The organism is Bradyrhizobium sp. AUGA SZCCT0176 (assembly GCF_018130145.1).
GTDB lineage: Bacteria > Pseudomonadota > Alphaproteobacteria > Rhizobiales > Xanthobacteraceae > Bradyrhizobium.
The window spans coordinates 921,680-939,106 of record NZ_JAFCMB010000001.1 but is presented as its reverse complement, the minus strand read 5'-3'; the positions used below and the strand labels follow the sequence as shown (position 1 = coordinate 939,106).

The window sequence follows — 17,427 nt, the reverse complement described above, 5'->3', positions numbered from 1 at the left end:
GGTATTGTCATGTTGAGGCTTGTTAAGACGTGCGCAATGGCTGCCGGCGTCGCGGCGCTTGCGATTTCCGCAACGCTCGTTCCCGCGCTTATCACTCCCGCAATGGCGCAGACGAAATGGAATCTTCCGGCGGCCTATCCGGCGGACAATCCGCATTCGGTCAATCTGATCGCGTTTGCCAAGGACGTCGGCGACGCCACCGGCGGCAAGCTGCAGATCACCGTGCATGCGGCAGCGTCGCTGTTCAAGGCGCCGGAAATCAAGCGCGCGGTCGCAACCGGTCAGGCGCAGGCGGGCGAAGTACTGATCTCGCTGCATGAGAACGAGGACCCGCTGTTCGGCGTCGATGTCGTCCCGTTCCTGGCGACGAGCTATCCGGCGGCCAAGAAGCTGTGGCTGGCGTCGAAACCCGCTGTCGAAAAGAAGCTCGCGTCGCAGGGGCTGATGCTGCTGTTCGCGGTGCCGTGGGGTCCGCAGGGCATCTATGCCAAGAAGGACCTCAACACCGTCGAGGATATGAAAGGCCTGAAGTGGCGCGCCTATAATGTCGGGACCTCGCGCATCGCCGAACTGGTCGGCGCGCAGCCCATCACCATCCAGGCAGCGGAATTGCCGCAGGCGCTGGCGACCGGCGTCGTCAACGCGTTCATGACCTCGGGCTCGACCGGCTACGACAGCAAGGCCTGGGAAACCATGACGCACTTCTACGATACGCAGGCCTGGATTCCGAAGAACGTCACCTTCGTGAACAAGGCGGCGTTCGACGCGCTCGACAAGCCGACGCAGGAAGCGATCCTCAAGGCGGCCGCGGTCGCCGAAGAGCGCGGCTGGAAGCTCGCCGAAGAAAAGGCGAAGTGGTATCTCGAGCAGCTTCAGGCGAACAAGATGAAGGTGCTGCCGCCGCCTGCCGCGCTGAAGTCCGGGCTCGAGAAAATCGGCGAGCAGCTGACGGCCGACTGGTCGAAGAAGGCCGGCGCCGACGGTGAAGCCGTGGTCGCCGCCTATAAGAAGTAGGACGAATAGCGCTTGATAGCGAACGCCGTCATGCCCGGCCTTGTGCCGGGCATTTTACGTTCTTCGCTCAGACTCTCGGGGATGGAGACGCCCCAATCCCGAACTTGCTGTACGCCTCATTCGTACAGATGATCACATGCTCGGCGCAGCCATTGTGGCGGTGCGGATCGCAGCGGTTTTCGTAATCCGCCGACGTCATCATGTCGATGAAGGCCGGGACGTCGGGATAGTACACCAGCGCCAGGTAATCCCACTGATTGCCCTCCTGCGCGCCGAGCGCGACCGCCTTGGCGTTGCCGGTCCATAGCAGCGTGCCGCCGCGCGCCTTGATCATCGGCACGGTAAGCGCGCTGTAGCGCAAATAGGCATCCCACCCTGACCCGTCACCGTCGAGCGAGCGCTCACGGAACCGCATCAGATTGACCATCACGACCGGCCCCTGATGCGCCAGCTCCTTGAGACCCCTGACATTCAACAGATCGACGCCCATAACTTGCTCCTAAATGACTTGCTCCCGGCCAGCTCAGACGAATTCAGGACATTGTAGCATTGCAGCCATAGTAGCATTGCAGCCATAGTAGCATTGCAGACTCGGGACTTGTCGCGCGGCGAAAATCCGGCACAACTCCCGCGAGACCATGACCAGCCCCGCGCCACTGCCGCCCGCCCGCGATCCCGTCGGCTGGCTCAACAACCAGCCTTACGTCCTGCTGACCCTGACTTCGTTGTTCTGGGCGGGTAACATCGTGCTGGCGCGGCATGTCGGCGACCACGTGCCGCCGATCACGCTGACCACCATCCGCTGGTTCGGCGTCTTCCTGATCCTGCTGCCGTTCGCCTGGCCGCATCTCAAGCGCGACTGGAAGGTTTTGCGCGCCCATCTGCCGCTGATGCTGTTCCTCTCGCTGATCGGCTTTGCCTACAACAACGCGATTTCCTGGTGGGCGATGCAATACACCCAGGCGCTGAACGCGCTGCTGATCCAGTCGTCCGGCCCGCTGTTCGTGGCGATGTGGTCGCTGGTCCTGTTCGGGGTGCGGCTGACCGGCGCGCAGCTGGCCGGCATTGCGCTTTCGCTGATCGGCGTCCTGACCATCATCCTGCGCGGCGATTTCGGAGCGCTCGCCAGCATCAGCTTCAACAAGGGCGACGTGATGTTTGGCTCATCGCTGGTGTCGTTCGGGCTTTACTCGGCACTGATGCTGCGCCGCCCGGTGACGCATCAATTGTCGCTGATCTCCTTCACCACCTGCTGCGGCGCGATGATGCTGGTGCCGTTCTCGGTCTGGGAGTTTTCGACCGGTGCCGTGCTGAAATTCGATTTCCTGACGCTGGCGACGCTGGCCTATGTCCTGATTTTTCCTTCGACGCTGGCCTACACGTTCTTCAACCGCGGCATCGCGCTGATCGGGCCGAACCGCGCCGCGCCGTTCTTCCATCTGGTGCCGGTGTTCGGCTCGGCGATGGCGATCCTGCTGCTCGGCGAGCAGTTGCGGCTGTTTCACCTGGTCGGCTATGCGCTGGTGCTGGCCGGCGTCGTGATCGCATCGCGGCGGGCTTCGAGCCGGGCATGAAACCCTTGCGGCCGGATGTAGCGCCTAGCCGCCTTCCGCTTTCGCTCCGGGCAGGCTAGCTTGCCCGCCAACCGTCAATAAACCCACCGAGGAAACGACCTTATGATCGCTTTTTTGCAACGATACCGGCGCATTGCAGTGCTAACGCCTTTGATGCTGGCGCTGGCATCAGCGGCTTCCGCGCAGGCCCCCTATCCGAACCGCAACATCACGCTGGTGCTGCCGTTCGCCGCCGGCAGCGGCACCGACACCACGACGCGGATCATCTCCAAGGAACTCGGCACCGCGCTCGGCGTCGGCATGGTGATCGAGAACAAGGCGGGCGCCAATGGTTCGATCGCGGCGAGCTATGTCGCCCGTTCGGCACCGGACGGCTACACACTGTTCGTGACGACCAACACCACGCATTCGGCCAATCCGTATCTGCTGAAGACCATGAGCTACGATCCGATCAAGGATTTCACGCCGATCGCGCGGACCGGCGACCTGCCCTTCATGCTGGTGATCCATCCCGACATTCCCGCCAATTCGGTCGCCGAACTGATTGCGCTGGCGAAGAAGGAGCCGGGCAAATACTCCTACGCCAGCGGCAGTTCGTCGGCGATCGTCTCCGGCGCGACGTTTGCCCGCCTCGCCGGCATCGACCTGCTGCACGTCCCCTACAAGAGTTCGCCGCCGGCGCTGACCGACGTGATCGCCGGCCGCGTCTCGATGATGTTCATCGACGTCCTGACCGGATTGCCGCATGTCAACGGCAAGGCACTGAAGTCGCTGGCCGTCACCACCAAAAAACCCTCCGCCCTGCTGCCGCACCTGCCCACCATGGACGCCACGGTGAAGGGTTTCGACATCAGCTCATGGCAGGGCTATTTCGGCCCGGCCAATATGCCGAAGGACATGGTCACCAGGCTGAACGCGGAAATCCGCAAGATCGTCGAGCGGCCGGACACCAAGAGCCAGCTCGCCGAGCGCGGCATGGAGGCCTTCTCGAGCACGCCGGAAGAGTTCGACGCGTTCCTGAAGGAGCAGCTGGTGCTGTGGGAAAAGCTGATCGCCGACGCGGGGATCGAGAAGCAGTAGGGGGTAGATCGTAGGGTGGGCAAAGGCGCATCGCGCCGTGCCCACCATCTACCGACGGACCGTGATCTGGATTGGTGGGCACGCTTGCGCTTTGCCCACCCTACGAAGCGAGGCCGGTCGGAATACCTGGCTCGAAGCCCAAAGCGCCTTCAATCCATTTCGCGACCCGCAGCATACGATGATCATTCAGATACGGGCCGACGATTTGAAGGCCGAGCGGAAGACCATTCTTGCCGAATCCGGCCGGAAGGGTGACGGCCGGCACGCCGAGCAAGGTCCACGGCGCGCAATATTCCGCGTCGCCGGTATAGTGCAGGCCGCGCGGGGCTTCGCCAAACGCCGGCAATGTCAGCACGGCATCATAGCCCGACATTTCCGAAGTCAGCCTGTGGCGCCAGGCGTCCTGGAACGCCTTGGCCGCAAGGTAGCCGGTCGCCGAATGAGTCTTGCCGCTCTCGACGAGCGACTTCAGATGATCACTGGTACGGTCCGGATAATTTGCGACGAGATCGGCGAACATCAGGGCAGCCTCGCTCGACAGGATGCAATTGATCGTCGTCCAGTTCGCGTCGTCGAGTTCGGATAATTCAAGTTCCTCCAGAATGGCGCCCTCGCCACGCAATTTGTCGATTGCGGCGTCGAACACCTTCTGTTGTTCGCCTTCAACGCGCGGCCATTTCGCAAAACGCACGACGGCAAGGCGCGGCTTGTTCAGCGGCGGCAGACCGGTGTCGATCTCGACGGTAAAGGCAGGCAACGGCCGGCCATGGAGATCGCGATCGCTCGAACCGGCCAGATGCGACAATGCGAACGCGACATCATCGACCCGCCGGGCAAAGAAGCCGACATGGTCAAGCGACGGGCTGAGCGGATGCACGCCGATGCGAGGGATGGCGCCGAAACTCGGCTTGAATCCGACGATGCCGTTGAACGCGGCAGGCCGGATGATCGAACCGAGGGTCTGGGTGCCGAGCGCCAGCGGCACCAGTCCCGCGGCAACGGCGGCCGCAGAACCTGACGATGATCCGCCCGGCGTATGCTCGCGATTCCAGGGGTTGACCGTCGGTCCCGGATGTCGCCAGGCGAATTCGGTAGATACCGTCTTGCCGAAGATCGTCGCACCGAGATTGCGCAACCGCTCGACCACCCAGGCATTTGCGGCTGGAACCTGACCGGCATAGACGGGCGAACCGTTCGTCGTCGGCATATCCGATGTGGCGATGATATCCTTGATCGCCACCGGAATGCCCGAGAGCGGGCCTGGCCGCCGCGCGGTATCGACAGGCAGGTATTCAAACGCTCTCAGCGCGGGCTCGAGGGCTTTCGCCTTCTGCAGGCACCCGGCCGCATATTCGTCCGCCATTGGCTGGCTGTCGCCAAATAGACGCAGAAGCTCAAGAACCCCTGCTTCCGAATTGGATACGGGACGCGCGCGTCGATCGGTCATGCCGGCTTCCGGGAAGAATTAGCTCAAGACGGCAGAATAGCAGGCCCGCCCCCGGTCCAAAAGCATCATGCCCGGGACATCGCGAAGGCGCGCTTCGCGAAATCCCGGGCATGAAGAGATTAGCGCCGAGAACTGGTTACGCCGCCCGGACCTTGATGAGGAATTCGTCGACCGCGTTGCGCAGCATGCCGGATTGATTGTCGAGCTCGCGCGCGTTCGAGAGCACGTCGGACGCCGCCTTGCCGGTGGCTGCCGCCGCCGTGGTGACGCCGCCGATATGGGCGCTGATCTCGCTCGATCCCGCCGCCACTGACTGGATGTTGCGCGCGATCTCGCGTGTCGCGTCGCCCTGCTGTTCGATCGACGTCGAGATGCTCACGGTGATCTCGCTCATCTGCGCGATGGTTTCGGTGATGCCGCCGATCGAGGAGACCGCCTCGCTGGTGGAAGCCTGCATCGCCGCGACCTGGGCCGAGATTTCCTCGGTCGCCTTCGCGGTCTGGTTGGCCAAAGCCTTCACTTCGGAGGCGACGACCGCAAAGCCGCGGCCGGAGTCACCGGCGCGCGCCGCTTCGATCGTCGCATTGAGCGCCAGCAGATTGGTTTGAGCAGCGATCGAGTGGATCAGTTTGACGACCTCGCCGATCTTCTCGGCACCCGTGGAGAGCGCCTGGACGGTGGAGTTGGTGCGCTCGGCATCGCCGACCGCCTTGCTGGCGATGTCGCTGGAACGCGCCACCTGGCGGGCGATCTCGGCCACCGAGCTCGACAGCTCTTCGGCTGCGGCCGCGACCGTGCCGACATTGTTCGACGAACTTTCCGATGCCGCGCCAACCGTGGCAGCGCGCGCACTGGCGTCGCTGGCGGTCGCCGTCATCGATTGCGCCGTGCTCTGCATGCCGGTGGCGGCCGTCGATACCGAGCGGACGATGCCGTTGACGCTGCGCTCGAAATCGCTGGCGATGTTCTCCATCGCGTTGCGGCGTTCGGCTGCAGCGCGCGCCTGTGTCGCCGCTTCGGCCTGTTCGAGGCCGCGGATCCGCACCGCGTTGTCCTTGAAGATCTGCACGGTTGCCGCCATCGCACCGACCTCGTCGCCGCGCCCGAGCCCGGGAATTTCACCGTCGAGCTTGCCGTCGGCCAGCGCCTGCATGCGCGCGCCGAGTTCGCCGAGCGGCTTTGAGATGCTGCGACCGATCATCCAGGCGATGCTGCCCGCGATCACGCCGATACCGAGAATGGCGAGCCCCAGCAGCCACGCGATCGGCTTCATCTTGGCGTCGAGATCGTCGAGATAGGCGCCGGTGCCGACAAACATGTTCCAGCCGGGGATTCCGACCGCGTAGGAAACCTTGCGGATCAGTGTCTCCTGGCCGGGTTTCATATATTCGTAGGGCAAGGTGACTTCGCCCTTGGCCGCGACGCCGTCGCGCAACTCGCGCGCGAGCCTTCTGCCGTTGGTTTCGACGTCGAGGCGGTTCTGACCGATCTGCTTGGGATCGGGCGTCACCACCGCGACGCCATCCATCGTATAGGCGAACACGTAGCCGGAGCCCTTGTCGAAGGTAAGCGTAACGCCGCGGCGGCCGAATTCGGCGATCGCGGCTTCCTTGGTGAGCTGTCCCGCTTCAACCTGCTTTTGCAGCCCTAGCGCCATGTTGCGCGCCATTTCGACGATCGCCCTGGTCTGGTCGATGCGCGCGTTCAGCATCTCGCGCTGCATCAGGTAGCCCGCGAGCACGCCGGCGGCGCACAGGCCGAGCAGCGTCACACCCACCAAGATACCGAGTTTGGGGGTGATCTTCAGATTTGACAGCTTCACGGGAGGATCTCCGGACATTTGCGCACGGGACGCGGTTGGCGAATTGATTCGCCGCACGTTATAGTGAGAGCCTTTAGCGCTTTGTTACGAAGCCTCTCCGTAGAAGCCCCGACATGCAAAAAACATTGGTCTCTATGCGCCGGGATTGTGCGAGAAACTGATCAGGGCGCGTAAAATTCGGGAGGCAACGGCGAGCTGCCGCGGCCATAATCAACACCGAACGGTCAAATCGGGAGCAGGAAATGTCAAAATTCAGGGTGCTGACGCCGAAAGGCGCGAGTTTCACGGTCGCCGGCGGCGGCTACGACTATGAAATGGAGGCGCTGGACCCGATCGGGGCCGAAATCATCGAGGCGCCGGCCAACGAGGCGGAATTCATCGCTGCCGCCCGCACCGCCGATGCCATCTACGCCAAGGGCATGCGGATCTCGAAAACGGTCATCGACGCGCTCGATAATTGCAAGGTCATCACGCTCGGCAGCGTCGGGGTCGACAGCGTCGACGTCAAAGCCGCTACCGCCCGCGGCATCCCCGTCACCAACATCCCCGACACCTTCATTGAGGAGGTCGCCGACCACGCCATGATGCTGCTGCTCTCGGGCTTCCGCCGCCTGGTCGAGCAGGACAAGATGGTCCGCACCGGCCGCTGGTCCGAAGGTCGGCCCCAGCTTTTGAAGATTCCGCGGCTGATGGGGCAGACGCTCGGCTTCATCTCGTTCGGCCGGGTGGCCCGCGCGGTCGCCAAGCGCGCAGCCCCGTTTGGCCTGCGGATGATCGCCTATGACCCCTTCATCCAGGAAACCCTGATTTCCGACCATGGCGTGCTCCCGGCGACCCTGTCGGAGGTGCTGTCGCAGTCGGATTTCCTGTCGATGCACGCACCGGCACGGCCGGAGGTGCATCACATGCTGGGCGAGAAGCACTTCAAGCAGATGAAGAAGAGCGCAATCTTCATCAATACCGGCCGCGGCGCCACCGTGAACGAGGAAGCGCTGATCAAGGCGCTGCAGGAGGGCTGGATCGCGCATGCCGCCCTCGACGTGCTGGAAACCGAGCCGCCGTCGCACAACAACCCGATGCTCTCGATGGAAAACGTCACGCTGACGGCGCATGTCGCCTCGGCATCGGCACGTTTCGACGAAGCGCGCAAGCGCCGTGTGGGCTACGAATTGTCACTGGTGCTGTCCGGAATGTGGCCGGTAAGCTGCGTCAATCCGTCGGTGCTGCAAAACACCTCGCTTCGTCGCTGGCAGCCCGTCAGCATGGATCGCGGTCCCAACAGCTAGGACGGCCGAACGCGTCGTCGGGCGAAGCGGAGAACGGTCCGCGCCCGGGAAAACGCACCGGGAAGAAAACACTACCCTTCGGTTCCGCTGGGAACCGAAGGCCGCGAAGTTCATCGGCGATCAACGCCGGGAGCAGGAAAAACAGGGAGACGATTATAATGAAGAACGATATTACCCGCCGCGACGCGCTGGTATTGGGCGTTTCCGCCGCCGCGCTCGCCGCAACCGGCGCATCGGCGCAATCGCCCATCAAGGCCGCCGATGTTCCGGTGCCCAAGTTTGCGATCGAAAAAGGCGCCTCCTTGCGCATGCTGCGCCCGGTTCGCTTCGTGCAGGCCGACGAGGACGTGTTCCGCGCCAATGCCGCCAAGTTCACCAAGGAGACCGGGGTCGAGGTCAAGGTCGACTTCGTCGGTTGGGAAGACATCAATCAGCAGACCGCGGTGACCTCGAATTCCGGCGCCGGTCCGGACATGATCATCGGCTTCTCCGACGCGCCGCACATTTACGTCGACAAACTGGTCGAACTGAGCGACGTCGCCGATTACCTCGGCAAGCGCTACGGCGGCTGGCTGCCGCTGGCGCAGACGTACGGCAAGCGCAGCAAGAGCAGTGCCTGGATCGGATTGCCGTTCGGCGCGACCGCCGGCCCCCTGATCTACCGCAAGTCGATCCTGAAGTCGGTCGGGTACGACACAGTCCCGGAAGATCACGCCGGAATTCTCGAACTGTGCCAGAAGCTGCAGAAGGCCGGCAAGCCGGCCGGCTTCGCGCTCGGCAACGCCAAGGGCGACGGCAACGGCTTTGCCAACTGGGTACTGTGGTCGCATAACGCTGCCCTGCTCGATGAATCCGGTAACATCGTCATCAACAGCAAGGAGACCATCGCGGCGCTGAAATGGGTCAAGGAACTGTACGCGACCTTCATCGCCGGCACGCCGTCGTGGAACGACGTGAGCAACAACCGCGCCTACTCCGCGCAGGAAATCTCGCTGACCGCCAACGGCGTCTCGCTGTATTTCTCGCTGAAGAACGATCCGGCGACCAAGGCGATCGCCGAGGACAGCGAGCATCAATTGCTGCCGAAGGGCAATGCCAAGATTTCGCCGATGGCGGGCCTGACACTGAACGCGATGCTGTTCAAGCACAGCCAGTACCCCAACGCCGCCAAGGCCTTCCTGACATTCATGCTGGAAAAGGACCAGTACGAACCGTGGCTCAACGCCAACTCCGGCTACTGGTCGCAACCGCTGGCCGCCTACGCCGAAGCCAAGGTCTGGTCCGAGGATCCCAAGGTCGCGATCTTCAAGAACACCATGCAGAGCACGTATTACGACGGCTACAAGGGCCCGATCACGACCGCAACGGGTGCTGTCAACGCCGATTACGTGCTGGTGCAGATGTGCGCAGCGGTTGCGACCGGCGCCTCGACGCCGGAAACCGCCGCCGCTGAGGCGGAGCAGCGTGCGAAGCGTTACTTCCGGCGCCAGGAGCGGTAACGCCGTCGCTGCAGAAGTAAAATTCCGTCATTCCGGGATGGTGCGCGAGCACCAGACCCGGAATCTCGAGATTCCGGGTTCGATGCTTCGCATCGCCCCGGAATGACACTGACCAAGTCGGGACAACCATCTAATGTCTGTGACGACCCTACCTTCTCGACCTCGACGCATCATTGAGCAGCGGCAACCGGGCTGGATCGTGCGCCTGTTCGACTACAAGCCGTTCCTGATCGTGATGTGCCTTGCGCCGGCGATCGGCCTCTTGGCGGTGTTCCTCACCTACCCGCTCGGCCTCGGCGTCTGGCTCGCCTTCACCGACACCACCATCGGCCAGCGCGGCGTCTTCATCGGTCTGGAGAACTTCCAGTATTTGCTGAAGGATCCCTTGTGGTGGAACGCGGTGTTCTACAGCGTGTTCTACACCGCGGTCGCGACCATCGGAAAATTTGCGCTCGGCTTCTGGCTGGCGCTGCTGCTCAACAACCACTTCCCGCTCAAGAGCCTGCTCCGCGCCATCATCCTGCTGCCGTGGATCGTGCCGACGGTGCTGTCGGCGCTGGCGTTCTGGTGGATCTACGACCCGCAATTCTCGATCATTTCCTATTTGCTGGTCGACGTGCTGCACGTCCGCACCACAAACATCGACTTCCTCGGCACGCCGTGGCCGGCGCGGTTCTCGCTGATCGTCGCCAACATCTGGCGCGGCATTCCGTTCGTGGCGATCTCGCTGCTGGCGGGCCTGCAGACCATCTCGCCCTCGCTCTATGAGGCGGCGATGCTGGACGGCGCCACCGCCTGGCAGCGCTTCCGCTTCATCACGCTGCCGATGATGATGCCCATTCTAGCCATCGTGATGACCTTCTCGATCATCTTCACCTTCACCGACTTCCAGCTGGTCTACGCCATTACCCGTGGCGGGCCGGTCAATTCGACGCATCTCTTGGCAACGCTGGCGTTCCAGCGCGGCATCGCCGGCGGCGAGCTCGGCGAGGGTGCGGCAATCGCGGTGTCGATGATCCCGTTCCTGGTTTTCGCGACGTTGTTCAGCTACTTCGGCCTCGCCCGCCGCAAATGGCAGCAAGGAGAAGCCAATGACTGACGTAGCCGCCTCACCGGGCAACAGCAATGTCGCCAGCGCCACGCCGGATACGATGTCGTGGGATTCGCGGGCGCGGCGGGTGATGATGATCTATCTGCCGCTGTCCTGCTTCGTGCTGATCCTGCTGTTCCCGTTCTACTGGATGGCGATCACCTCGTTCAAACCGAACGCGGAACTTCTGAACTACAAGGAGCACAACCCGTTCTGGATCACCTCGCCGACGATCGCCCACATCAAGCATTTGCTGTTCAATACCGCGTATCCGACCTGGCTGAAGACCACGATGTTCGTGGCGGTTGGTTCGACCTTCCTGTCGCTGTTCGCCTCGACGCTGGCCGCTTATGCGATCGAACGGCTGCGCTTCCGCGGCAGCCCTTACGTGGGCCTTGGCATCTACCTCGCCTATCTGGTGCCGCCCTCGATCCTGTTCATTCCGCTGGCCACCGTGATCGTGCAATTCGGCCTGTTCGACTCGCCGATGGCGCTGATCCTGGTGTATCCGACCTTCCTGGTGCCGTTCTGCACCTGGCTCCTGATCGGCTACTTCAAGTCGATCCCCTATGAGCTGGAGGAATGCGCGCTGGTCGATGGCGCGACGCGGCTGCAGATCCTGCGGCGGATCACGCTGCCGCTGGCGGTGCCCGGCCTGATCTCGGCCGGCATCTTCTCGTTCACGCTGTCCTGGAACGAGTTCATCTACGCGCTGGCCTTCATCCAGAGCGGCGCCAACAAGACCGTTCCCGTCGCGATCCTGACCGAACTCGTCACCGGCGACGTCTATCAGTGGGGCGCGCTGATGGCGGGCTCGCTGCTCGGCTCGCTGCCGGTCGCGCTGTTCTACTCGCTGTTCGTCGACTATTACGTCTCGTCGCTGACCGGCGCGGTGAAGGAATAGACGACCGATTATCTGACCGTAAACGCCACAGGGATCGTGAAGCTGATCGATCCCTGCTGGATTTCGGGCGGGATCGGGGGAAATGGGGAAGCCTGACGAATCATCGCCGAGGCCTGCGCGTCGAGCGCGGCAACGCCCGACGATCCGCTGAGGCGGCCTCCGCTGACCTGTCCGCCCCGGCTCACCGTAAAGGACAGCCGCGCGACGCCGCGCTGGCCGTTGGCGCCCGACGGGTACTGGTGGAAACGCATCAGATGCGCGCGGACGCGCTGATTATAGGATGCGAGCGCCGAGGCCGATGCACCGGCGCTGGCCGCGGAGGCGGCCTGGGCCTGACGTTCAACACGGGGCGGCGCCGCGGTGCGCGGCGCGGGTGTCGCCTGGTTCGGCTTCTTCGCGTCGGGTCGGACCACCTTTGGCTTGACCGGTGTCGGCGTGGCGGTCGGGACGGGCTTGGCGGGCTCGGCCGCCGGCTTCATTTCCACCTTCTGCTCGGGCGGCGCCACCACCTCGGGCTTCTCCTGCGGCGGGGTCGGCGCGATCTGCTCCTCGACCACCTCCTGCTGCTTGACCGGCTCCGGCGGCGAGGCGTCGGCCTGCTCCATCAGCTGGTCAGGGGCGCGCTCCAGCTCAGTCGATTGCGGCGCCGCCGATACCGGCGACATGTCCACCATGATCGCAGGCAAGGTAGCGCCCGGCGGCGGCCGCTGCGTGTACCAGGTCATGAACAGCGCGATCAGCGCGGCATGCGCTGCGAGGATCGCAATGCTCGACGTGCCCCAGCGCCGCACCCCGGCGTGATCAGTGGCGTCATGCAGCGCGAACGCATTCATGGCGGTCAGGTACGTCCGTCGAGGCCGACCAGCGCGACCTTGAGATAGCCGGCGTTGCGCAGCAGGTTCATCACCTCCATCAGGTCGCCATAGCTGACCGCCTTGTCGGCGCGCAGATAGATCCGCTCGTCCTTGCGGCCCCTGGTGGCGCCATCGAGCGTCGCGGTCAGCGTGTCGCGCGCGATGATGTCCTCGCCGACCGCGACCGACAGGTCCGGCTTCACCGTGACGAACACCGGCTTGTCCGGACGCGGCGCCGGTTCGACCGCGCTGGCGGGCAGATCGACGCCGAGGTCGACGGTGGCAAGCGGCGCGGCGACCATGAAGATGATCAGCAGCACCAGCATCACGTCGATGAACGGCGTGACATTGATCTCGTGATTCTCGGCCAGATCGTCGTCGCCGCCGCGCGACCGGCCGCCGAAGCTTGCGCGTGTGCCCAATCTAGCGCCCATGATTCACTCCGCGGCGCGCGCCAGCCGGAACGAGCCGCGATCGCCCTCGCGGCTGATCAGCAGCATGACCATGACAGAGGCGTCGCCAAGCAGCGCACGGTGGGCCGAGATCGTGCGCGTCAGATGGTTGTAGATCACCACCGCGGGGATGGCCGCCACCAGCCCCAGCGCGGTCGCCAGCAGCGCCTCGGCGATGCCGGGCGCGACCACCGCGAGATTGGTGGTGTGGGCTTCGGAAATGCCGATGAAGGCATTCATGATGCCCCACACCGTGCCGAACAGGCCGACGAACGGCGCGGTGGCGCCGATGGTCGCGAGCACGCCGGTGCCGCGCGCGATCTGCCGCGACATCGCGGCCTCGACCCGCTCCAGCCGCAGCGCGATCCGCTCCTTGAAACCGTCATCGGCGATGCCGCCGGAAAGGCTGGCTTCGCGCGCCGCGGACTGCACGATCTGCGCCACCGCGTCGCCGCCGCCACGGCACTGCTTCTCGACGTCGGCGAGCACCGTATCGGCCTCGAGCAGGGAGATCCGCCGCCTGGCGGTCGCGGTCTTGCGCCTGACCTCGAGCGTTTTCGCCAGCCAGATCGTCCAGGTCACCAGCGAGGCAAACGCCAGTCCGACCATCACGGCTTGCACCACGATGTCGGCGTTGACGAACATGTTCCATGGCGAAAGATTTCGCGGCAGTAGTGCGGTATCAGTTGCGGCAAGCGCCGCCCCCGGGCATGCTACCACGCCAGCGCCGAACAAGGCCGCCAGCCTACCGATCGCCGATCTGAGCACATTCTGCTGCATGATTACCTCCCGGCTGACAACAACGCGGTTGGCTAGGCCGCCTTTGCCGAAGCAAGGCTGTCGGCGAGCGACTGAAAACGCTTCAGCTGATCGCCGCGCAACGCGCGGGTCTCGTCGCGGCCGACAAACACCTTGAACATGATGCCGCCATCGACATTGATGAAGGCGACGAAGGCCGATGCCTTGCCCATGAAGGGGCGCTCGACAAAGGCGACCGCGTCGCAGCGTTCATGCCTGAGATGGCCGTGCAATCCCTTCGGCTGCATCAGGTTGAAATAGCCGCGGCCGACCTCGCCCGCCGGGATGGCGCCGGTGAACTCGAAAATCGCATCGCTGGTATGGACGATCAGCGTCACGTCGCCCCATTGCGCGATGTCCTGCATCGCGGCGGCGAAATGGCTGCCGGCACCGATGCGGACCATCGTCCCGGGCAGCGCCTCGATCACCGCGCGCGGCGTGACGTTGCGCTCGCGCGCAACGTCCTCGATCACGGCGCCCGGATTTTCCGCCATATACGCCTTGAGATCGGCGTTCTGCGTGCTCGACATGCAGGCCTCCCGGTCAGGCGGCGGCGCTGGTTTTGCGCTCGGACTGGATCACCTCAAAGCCTTCGAACTTGGGATGGCCGAGGTACAGGCTTTCGCCGGTCTTGTTGTCGGCGCGGGCGTGGGCGCGGCGGAACTCTTCCGAGCGGGTCCAGGCCTCGAATGCGGCCTTGTCGACCCAGGTGGTGTGCGACGAATACAGCGTGTGGTCGTCGGCTACCGGACCCTTGAGCAGATGGAATTCGACGAAGCCGGCCATGTTGCCGAGATAGGACTCCCGCGTCGCCCACACCGTCTCGAAAGCCTGCTCCTGGCCCAACTTCACCTGAAACCTGTTCATCGCGATAAACATGGAAATCTCCTTGGTTGTCGTCGTAGCCGGTTTGGCCCCGATCATATCGTAACGCAGAAATGCTCCGAGGCCGCGCTGGGACATCAGCACGGTCCGGAGCCTTGATGGCGGCTCTTAAACAAGAGCGCCGGTTGTTCTTACTCCGATCAGGTGCCTCCGAAATGATATTTGAGACCGCCCTTGAAGACCATTCCAGGACCCGCACTCGCCCATTTCACGTCGTTCTGCGTGTCGCCGGTGCTGCCGACCGGGATGGCGTAAGGCCGGTAGTACGTGTTGAAGATATTCTCGGCAGAGAGGTTGAGGACTAGGTCGGGCGTCGGCTTGTATTGAAGATACAGGTTGACGAGATCGTACGACGTTGCCGGCGTATAGGTCACCGGAATGTCCCTGTTTGCCTTCGCCGACGTCCACATCACGGAGACCACCAGCTTATTCTCGAGGAATCTTAAACCAGCCGTTGTCGTGATTTTCTGCGGCGGGACGCTGTACAAACCGAGATTCGTCTGAAGATTCTTGCCTTCCTGGAAGGTTCCGGCGACCCCGAGGAACCAGAGTTGGGCGTCATACATGGCCTCGGCCTCGAAACCATGGATCCTGGCCCTCGCAACGTTCTGGTACTGCAGGAACGGGAAGAAACTACCAAAGCCCGGAACGACGACCGGCGTTCCGAACGCAACCTGATCGATGTAGTCGGTAATATCGTTGCGGAAGAAGTTGAACTTGCCGCGGATGCTGTCGCCGGCAACCCACACGTCGTTCTTCTTCAGATTGAAGCCGATTTCCTTGGTCTTACCGACCTCGGGCCGCAGGTTCGGATTGGGCACGAAGCAGAATGTCGAATCGGCGCCGGGACCCGGCGTGCCCGACGGACAGCGGAAGAACGAGTCTTGCGGGGTGGCGCCGGCATGCGGGCCGTTGACGAGCGTCTCGGTGATCGACGGCGCGCGGTAGCCTTCAGCATAGCTGACATAGGGCGTCACCACGGCCAGGGGCATCAGGCCGACCGTGATCTTCGGCGACAAGCGGTCGCCGCTGGAGGACGTCGTCCCCGATTCCAGCTTGTAATTGTCGTAACGCAGAGCGCCCACCACTTCGAGCATCGAGGTGTAGTTGGCCTTCCACTGCACGAAGCCGCCGGACACCGTGCGCCGGCCGCCCGGAGTCGTAACCTCGGAGGTTCCGCGAAGGTCTTCGGTCGATACCTTGTCCTGGAACGCATCGAGCCCGTAGGTAACGGCGTGACGCCAGTCATAGGTCTCGAAACGTGTCGTGTTGTGAACGTCGACACCGACAGTGTCGAGCAGATATCCACGGTTGCTGCCGATACAGCCGGAGACCGCATTTCCGGGGACTCCGCCGCAATAGGTCGATGCCGTCGTGGTCGTATGTCCCGTCTTGATCTGGTCGTTGTCGGTGCGGTTCCAGTAGACCTTCGCGTCCCAATCGAACCACTTGTCCTCAGGCTTCGAATATTTCCAGCCGAGCGTGGTGGTGTAGTTCTTCACGTTGGTCGCGTAGATCGACGTTCCGTTGAGGTTGTTGGTGCCGTTCGCATTGGTCGAATTAGGATCACCGGCGCGGCGCGGCGGCTGGCCGACGCTGTAGATATTCTCCTGGAATATCGCCCCGAGCTTGACCTCGTGCCCGTCGGCCGGGCGCACCGTCAGCTTGCCGATACCGCTGTTGAGACGGTTTCCGGTATTGGCAACCTCATAGCCGGTGCCGTCCTTGTAGTTCTCCTGCGTGCTGTAGGTGCCGCCGGCAAATACATCAACGTTCGGGTTGACGTGAACGCCGCCGAAGATCGAACCCATCGCACGGCCGTAGTTGGTTCCAAGAATCGTCTTGGCATCCACGCCCCAGCGCTCGCCCGGCCGCACCACGTCTTCGATGTCCTTGGTGCGGAACGAGGCCACGCCGCCGATCGCACCGGAGCCGTAGATATTCGCGGTCGGGCCGCGCACGATATCGATTCCGGCGATCAGTTCGGGATTGAGGAAGAACGAGCCGTTCGCAAAATGGCCGGTGCGCTGATAATTCTGCCGGGCGCCGTCGACCACCACGGCGACACGGCCGAAATCCTGCAGGCCGCGAATGTTGATTGCGGTGGACGGCTCATCGCCGCGATTCTGTACCCAGACGCCGGGGATATTGTAGAGGAGATCGCCGACCGTAGAGGCCTGACGCCCCTGGATCTGTTCGAGCGTCACGACGCTGACCGGCGCCAGCGCGTCGATCGCGCGCTCTTCGGTCTTCGATGCCGCAACCGTGATGGTATCGAGCGACTGCACCGGTGCGCGGCCGACCTGCGCGTACGCATTCAACACCGGCGCGCTTGCCTGCTGCTCCGCTTGCGGTTTGGCGGGCTTGCGCTTGGCCTGTTTTTTCCGCTCCGATGGACGACCGGTCTCCTGCGTGTCCGCGGTCTGCGCAACCGCGGCATCGCCCATCAGCAATGCAAATGACACCACCGACGCACCCAAAAGAAGGGCGCGCGGATACCTAGCCCCGTCAGCCATAACAACCCCAACCTGTTATCTATTTCTCGGGTCTGGCTGGCGGGCGCTACGCGACGTGCGAGCTGCTTGCTGGCTACCACTTTTCGAACGCGGGCTCCCCCGCCCGCATTCTGTCATAATTGGTTAAGCGGTGGCGTCGGGACGGTCAATGACCGCAGGGCACACTTTATATCTATTGTAAATTGCCACGGTTGGATTGCGCTTCG

16 protein-coding genes are annotated in these 17,427 nt (G+C 63.3%); 7 read left to right on the top strand and 9 right to left on the bottom strand.

Annotated features, from left to right (window positions below):
* Positions 1 to 36: 36 nt before the first annotated feature.
* Positions 37 to 1,014 carry a TRAP transporter substrate-binding protein gene (locus JQ600_RS04360; protein ID WP_212269208.1) on the top strand — a complete coding sequence of 326 codons (978 nt, stop codon included), beginning with the start codon at positions 37 to 39 and terminating at the stop codon, positions 1,012 to 1,014.
* 67 nt (positions 1,015 to 1,081) lie between these two features.
* On the opposite strand, the gene JQ600_RS04355 is transcribed toward JQ600_RS04360, so the two are convergent.
* Complete coding sequence (locus JQ600_RS04355) at positions 1,082 to 1,504, bottom strand: DUF1330 domain-containing protein (RefSeq protein ID WP_212390436.1); 423 nt, start codon at positions 1,502 to 1,504, stop codon at positions 1,082 to 1,084.
* A gap of 148 nt (positions 1,505 to 1,652) precedes the next feature.
* On the opposite strand from JQ600_RS04355, the gene JQ600_RS04350 reads away from it, so the two are divergent.
* The gene (locus JQ600_RS04350; RefSeq protein WP_212269210.1) at positions 1,653 to 2,588 is read left to right on the top strand and encodes a DMT family transporter; all 936 of its coding nucleotides are present in this window, start codon (positions 1,653 to 1,655) and stop codon (positions 2,586 to 2,588) included.
* A 102-nt stretch (positions 2,589 to 2,690) separates the two neighbouring features.
* The gene (locus JQ600_RS04345) at positions 2,691 to 3,668 is read left to right on the top strand and encodes a tripartite tricarboxylate transporter substrate binding protein (RefSeq protein WP_212390437.1); all 978 of its coding nucleotides are present in this window, start codon (positions 2,691 to 2,693) and stop codon (positions 3,666 to 3,668) included.
* Positions 3,669 to 3,768: 100 nt separating this feature from the next.
* On the opposite strand, the gene JQ600_RS04340 is transcribed toward JQ600_RS04345, so the two are convergent.
* Together JQ600_RS04340 and JQ600_RS04335 are read right to left on the bottom strand one after the other, a co-directional pair.
* Entirely contained in the window at positions 3,769 to 5,115 is a 1,347-nt protein-coding gene (locus JQ600_RS04340) for an amidase (protein ID WP_212390438.1), read from the bottom strand.
* A 136-nt stretch (positions 5,116 to 5,251) separates the two neighbouring features.
* A complete protein-coding gene (locus JQ600_RS04335) occupies positions 5,252 to 6,937 on the bottom strand; it encodes a methyl-accepting chemotaxis protein (protein WP_212390439.1) in 1,686 nt (561 codons plus the stop codon).
* Positions 6,938 to 7,179: 242 nt separating this feature from the next.
* On the opposite strand from JQ600_RS04335, the gene JQ600_RS04330 reads away from it, so the two are divergent.
* From JQ600_RS04330 to JQ600_RS04315, 4 genes are all read left to right on the top strand, one after another.
* A complete protein-coding gene (locus JQ600_RS04330) occupies positions 7,180 to 8,223 on the top strand; it encodes a C-terminal binding protein (RefSeq protein WP_212390440.1) in 1,044 nt (347 codons plus the stop codon).
* A gap of 158 nt (positions 8,224 to 8,381) precedes the next feature.
* Positions 8,382 to 9,722, top strand: coding sequence for an ABC transporter substrate-binding protein (locus JQ600_RS04325; protein ID WP_212269215.1), 1,341 nt, complete (start codon positions 8,382 to 8,384; stop codon positions 9,720 to 9,722).
* 133 nt (positions 9,723 to 9,855) lie between these two features.
* Positions 9,856 to 10,821, top strand: a complete 966-nt coding sequence (locus JQ600_RS04320; RefSeq protein ID WP_192737598.1) for a carbohydrate ABC transporter permease — start codon at positions 9,856 to 9,858, stop codon at positions 10,819 to 10,821.
* Positions 10,814 to 11,716, top strand: coding sequence for a carbohydrate ABC transporter permease (locus JQ600_RS04315; RefSeq protein WP_192737599.1), 903 nt, complete (start codon positions 10,814 to 10,816; stop codon positions 11,714 to 11,716). The genes JQ600_RS04320 and JQ600_RS04315 overlap by 8 nt, the downstream gene beginning before the upstream one ends.
* A gap of 8 nt (positions 11,717 to 11,724) precedes the next feature.
* On the opposite strand, the gene JQ600_RS04310 is transcribed toward JQ600_RS04315, so the two are convergent.
* From JQ600_RS04310 to JQ600_RS04285, 6 genes are all read right to left on the bottom strand, one after another.
* On the bottom strand, positions 11,725 to 12,549 hold the full coding sequence (locus tag JQ600_RS04310) for an energy transducer TonB (protein WP_212390441.1): 825 nt from the start codon (positions 12,547 to 12,549) through the stop codon (positions 11,725 to 11,727).
* Positions 12,550 to 12,554: 5 nt separating this feature from the next.
* On the bottom strand, positions 12,555 to 13,004 hold the full coding sequence (gene exbD, locus JQ600_RS04305; protein WP_212269217.1) for a TonB system transport protein ExbD: 450 nt from the start codon (positions 13,002 to 13,004) through the stop codon (positions 12,555 to 12,557).
* Between the two features lie 3 nt (positions 13,005 to 13,007).
* Positions 13,008 to 13,802, bottom strand: a complete 795-nt coding sequence (exbB, locus tag JQ600_RS04300) for a tonB-system energizer ExbB (protein ID WP_212269218.1) — start codon at positions 13,800 to 13,802, stop codon at positions 13,008 to 13,010.
* Between the two features lie 32 nt (positions 13,803 to 13,834).
* Positions 13,835 to 14,350 carry a heme utilization cystosolic carrier protein HutX gene (gene hutX, locus JQ600_RS04295; protein ID WP_212269219.1) on the bottom strand — a complete coding sequence of 172 codons (516 nt, stop codon included), beginning with the start codon at positions 14,348 to 14,350 and terminating at the stop codon, positions 13,835 to 13,837.
* 13 nt (positions 14,351 to 14,363) lie between these two features.
* Positions 14,364 to 14,699 carry an antibiotic biosynthesis monooxygenase gene (locus tag JQ600_RS04290; RefSeq protein ID WP_212207247.1) on the bottom strand — a complete coding sequence of 112 codons (336 nt, stop codon included), beginning with the start codon at positions 14,697 to 14,699 and terminating at the stop codon, positions 14,364 to 14,366.
* A gap of 146 nt (positions 14,700 to 14,845) precedes the next feature.
* The gene (locus JQ600_RS04285; RefSeq protein ID WP_212269220.1) at positions 14,846 to 17,221 is read right to left on the bottom strand and encodes a TonB-dependent hemoglobin/transferrin/lactoferrin family receptor; all 2,376 of its coding nucleotides are present in this window, start codon (positions 17,219 to 17,221) and stop codon (positions 14,846 to 14,848) included.
* Positions 17,222 to 17,427: the final 206 nt, after the last annotated feature.

Excerpts from the sequence above, each read along its gene's own strand:
- JQ600_RS04360 (WP_212269208.1), top strand. The coding sequence starts at position 37 with ATGGCTGCCGGCGTCGCGGCGCTTGCGATTTCCGCAACGCTCGTTCCC.
- JQ600_RS04355 (WP_212390436.1), bottom strand. The coding sequence starts at position 1,504 with ATGGGCGTCGATCTGTTGAATGTCAGGGGTCTCAAGGAGCTGGCGCAT.
- JQ600_RS04350 (WP_212269210.1), top strand. The coding sequence starts at position 1,653 with ATGACCAGCCCCGCGCCACTGCCGCCCGCCCGCGATCCCGTCGGCTGG.
- JQ600_RS04345 (WP_212390437.1), top strand. The coding sequence starts at position 2,691 with ATGATCGCTTTTTTGCAACGATACCGGCGCATTGCAGTGCTAACGCCT.
- JQ600_RS04340 (WP_212390438.1), bottom strand. The coding sequence starts at position 5,115 with ATGACCGATCGACGCGCGCGTCCCGTATCCAATTCGGAAGCAGGGGTT.
- JQ600_RS04330 (WP_212390440.1), top strand. The coding sequence starts at position 7,180 with ATGTCAAAATTCAGGGTGCTGACGCCGAAAGGCGCGAGTTTCACGGTC.
- JQ600_RS04325 (WP_212269215.1), top strand. The coding sequence starts at position 8,382 with ATGAAGAACGATATTACCCGCCGCGACGCGCTGGTATTGGGCGTTTCC.
- JQ600_RS04320 (WP_192737598.1), top strand. The coding sequence starts at position 9,856 with ATGTCTGTGACGACCCTACCTTCTCGACCTCGACGCATCATTGAGCAG.
- JQ600_RS04315 (WP_192737599.1), top strand. The coding sequence starts at position 10,814 with ATGACTGACGTAGCCGCCTCACCGGGCAACAGCAATGTCGCCAGCGCC.
- JQ600_RS04310 (WP_212390441.1), bottom strand. The coding sequence starts at position 12,549 with ATGAATGCGTTCGCGCTGCATGACGCCACTGATCACGCCGGGGTGCGG.
- exbD (WP_212269217.1), bottom strand. The coding sequence starts at position 13,004 with ATGGGCGCTAGATTGGGCACACGCGCAAGCTTCGGCGGCCGGTCGCGC.
- exbB (WP_212269218.1), bottom strand. The coding sequence starts at position 13,802 with ATGCAGCAGAATGTGCTCAGATCGGCGATCGGTAGGCTGGCGGCCTTG.
- hutX (WP_212269219.1), bottom strand. The coding sequence starts at position 14,350 with ATGTCGAGCACGCAGAACGCCGATCTCAAGGCGTATATGGCGGAAAAT.
- JQ600_RS04290 (WP_212207247.1), bottom strand. The coding sequence starts at position 14,699 with ATGTTTATCGCGATGAACAGGTTTCAGGTGAAGTTGGGCCAGGAGCAG.
- JQ600_RS04285 (WP_212269220.1), bottom strand. The coding sequence starts at position 17,221 with ATGGCTGACGGGGCTAGGTATCCGCGCGCCCTTCTTTTGGGTGCGTCG.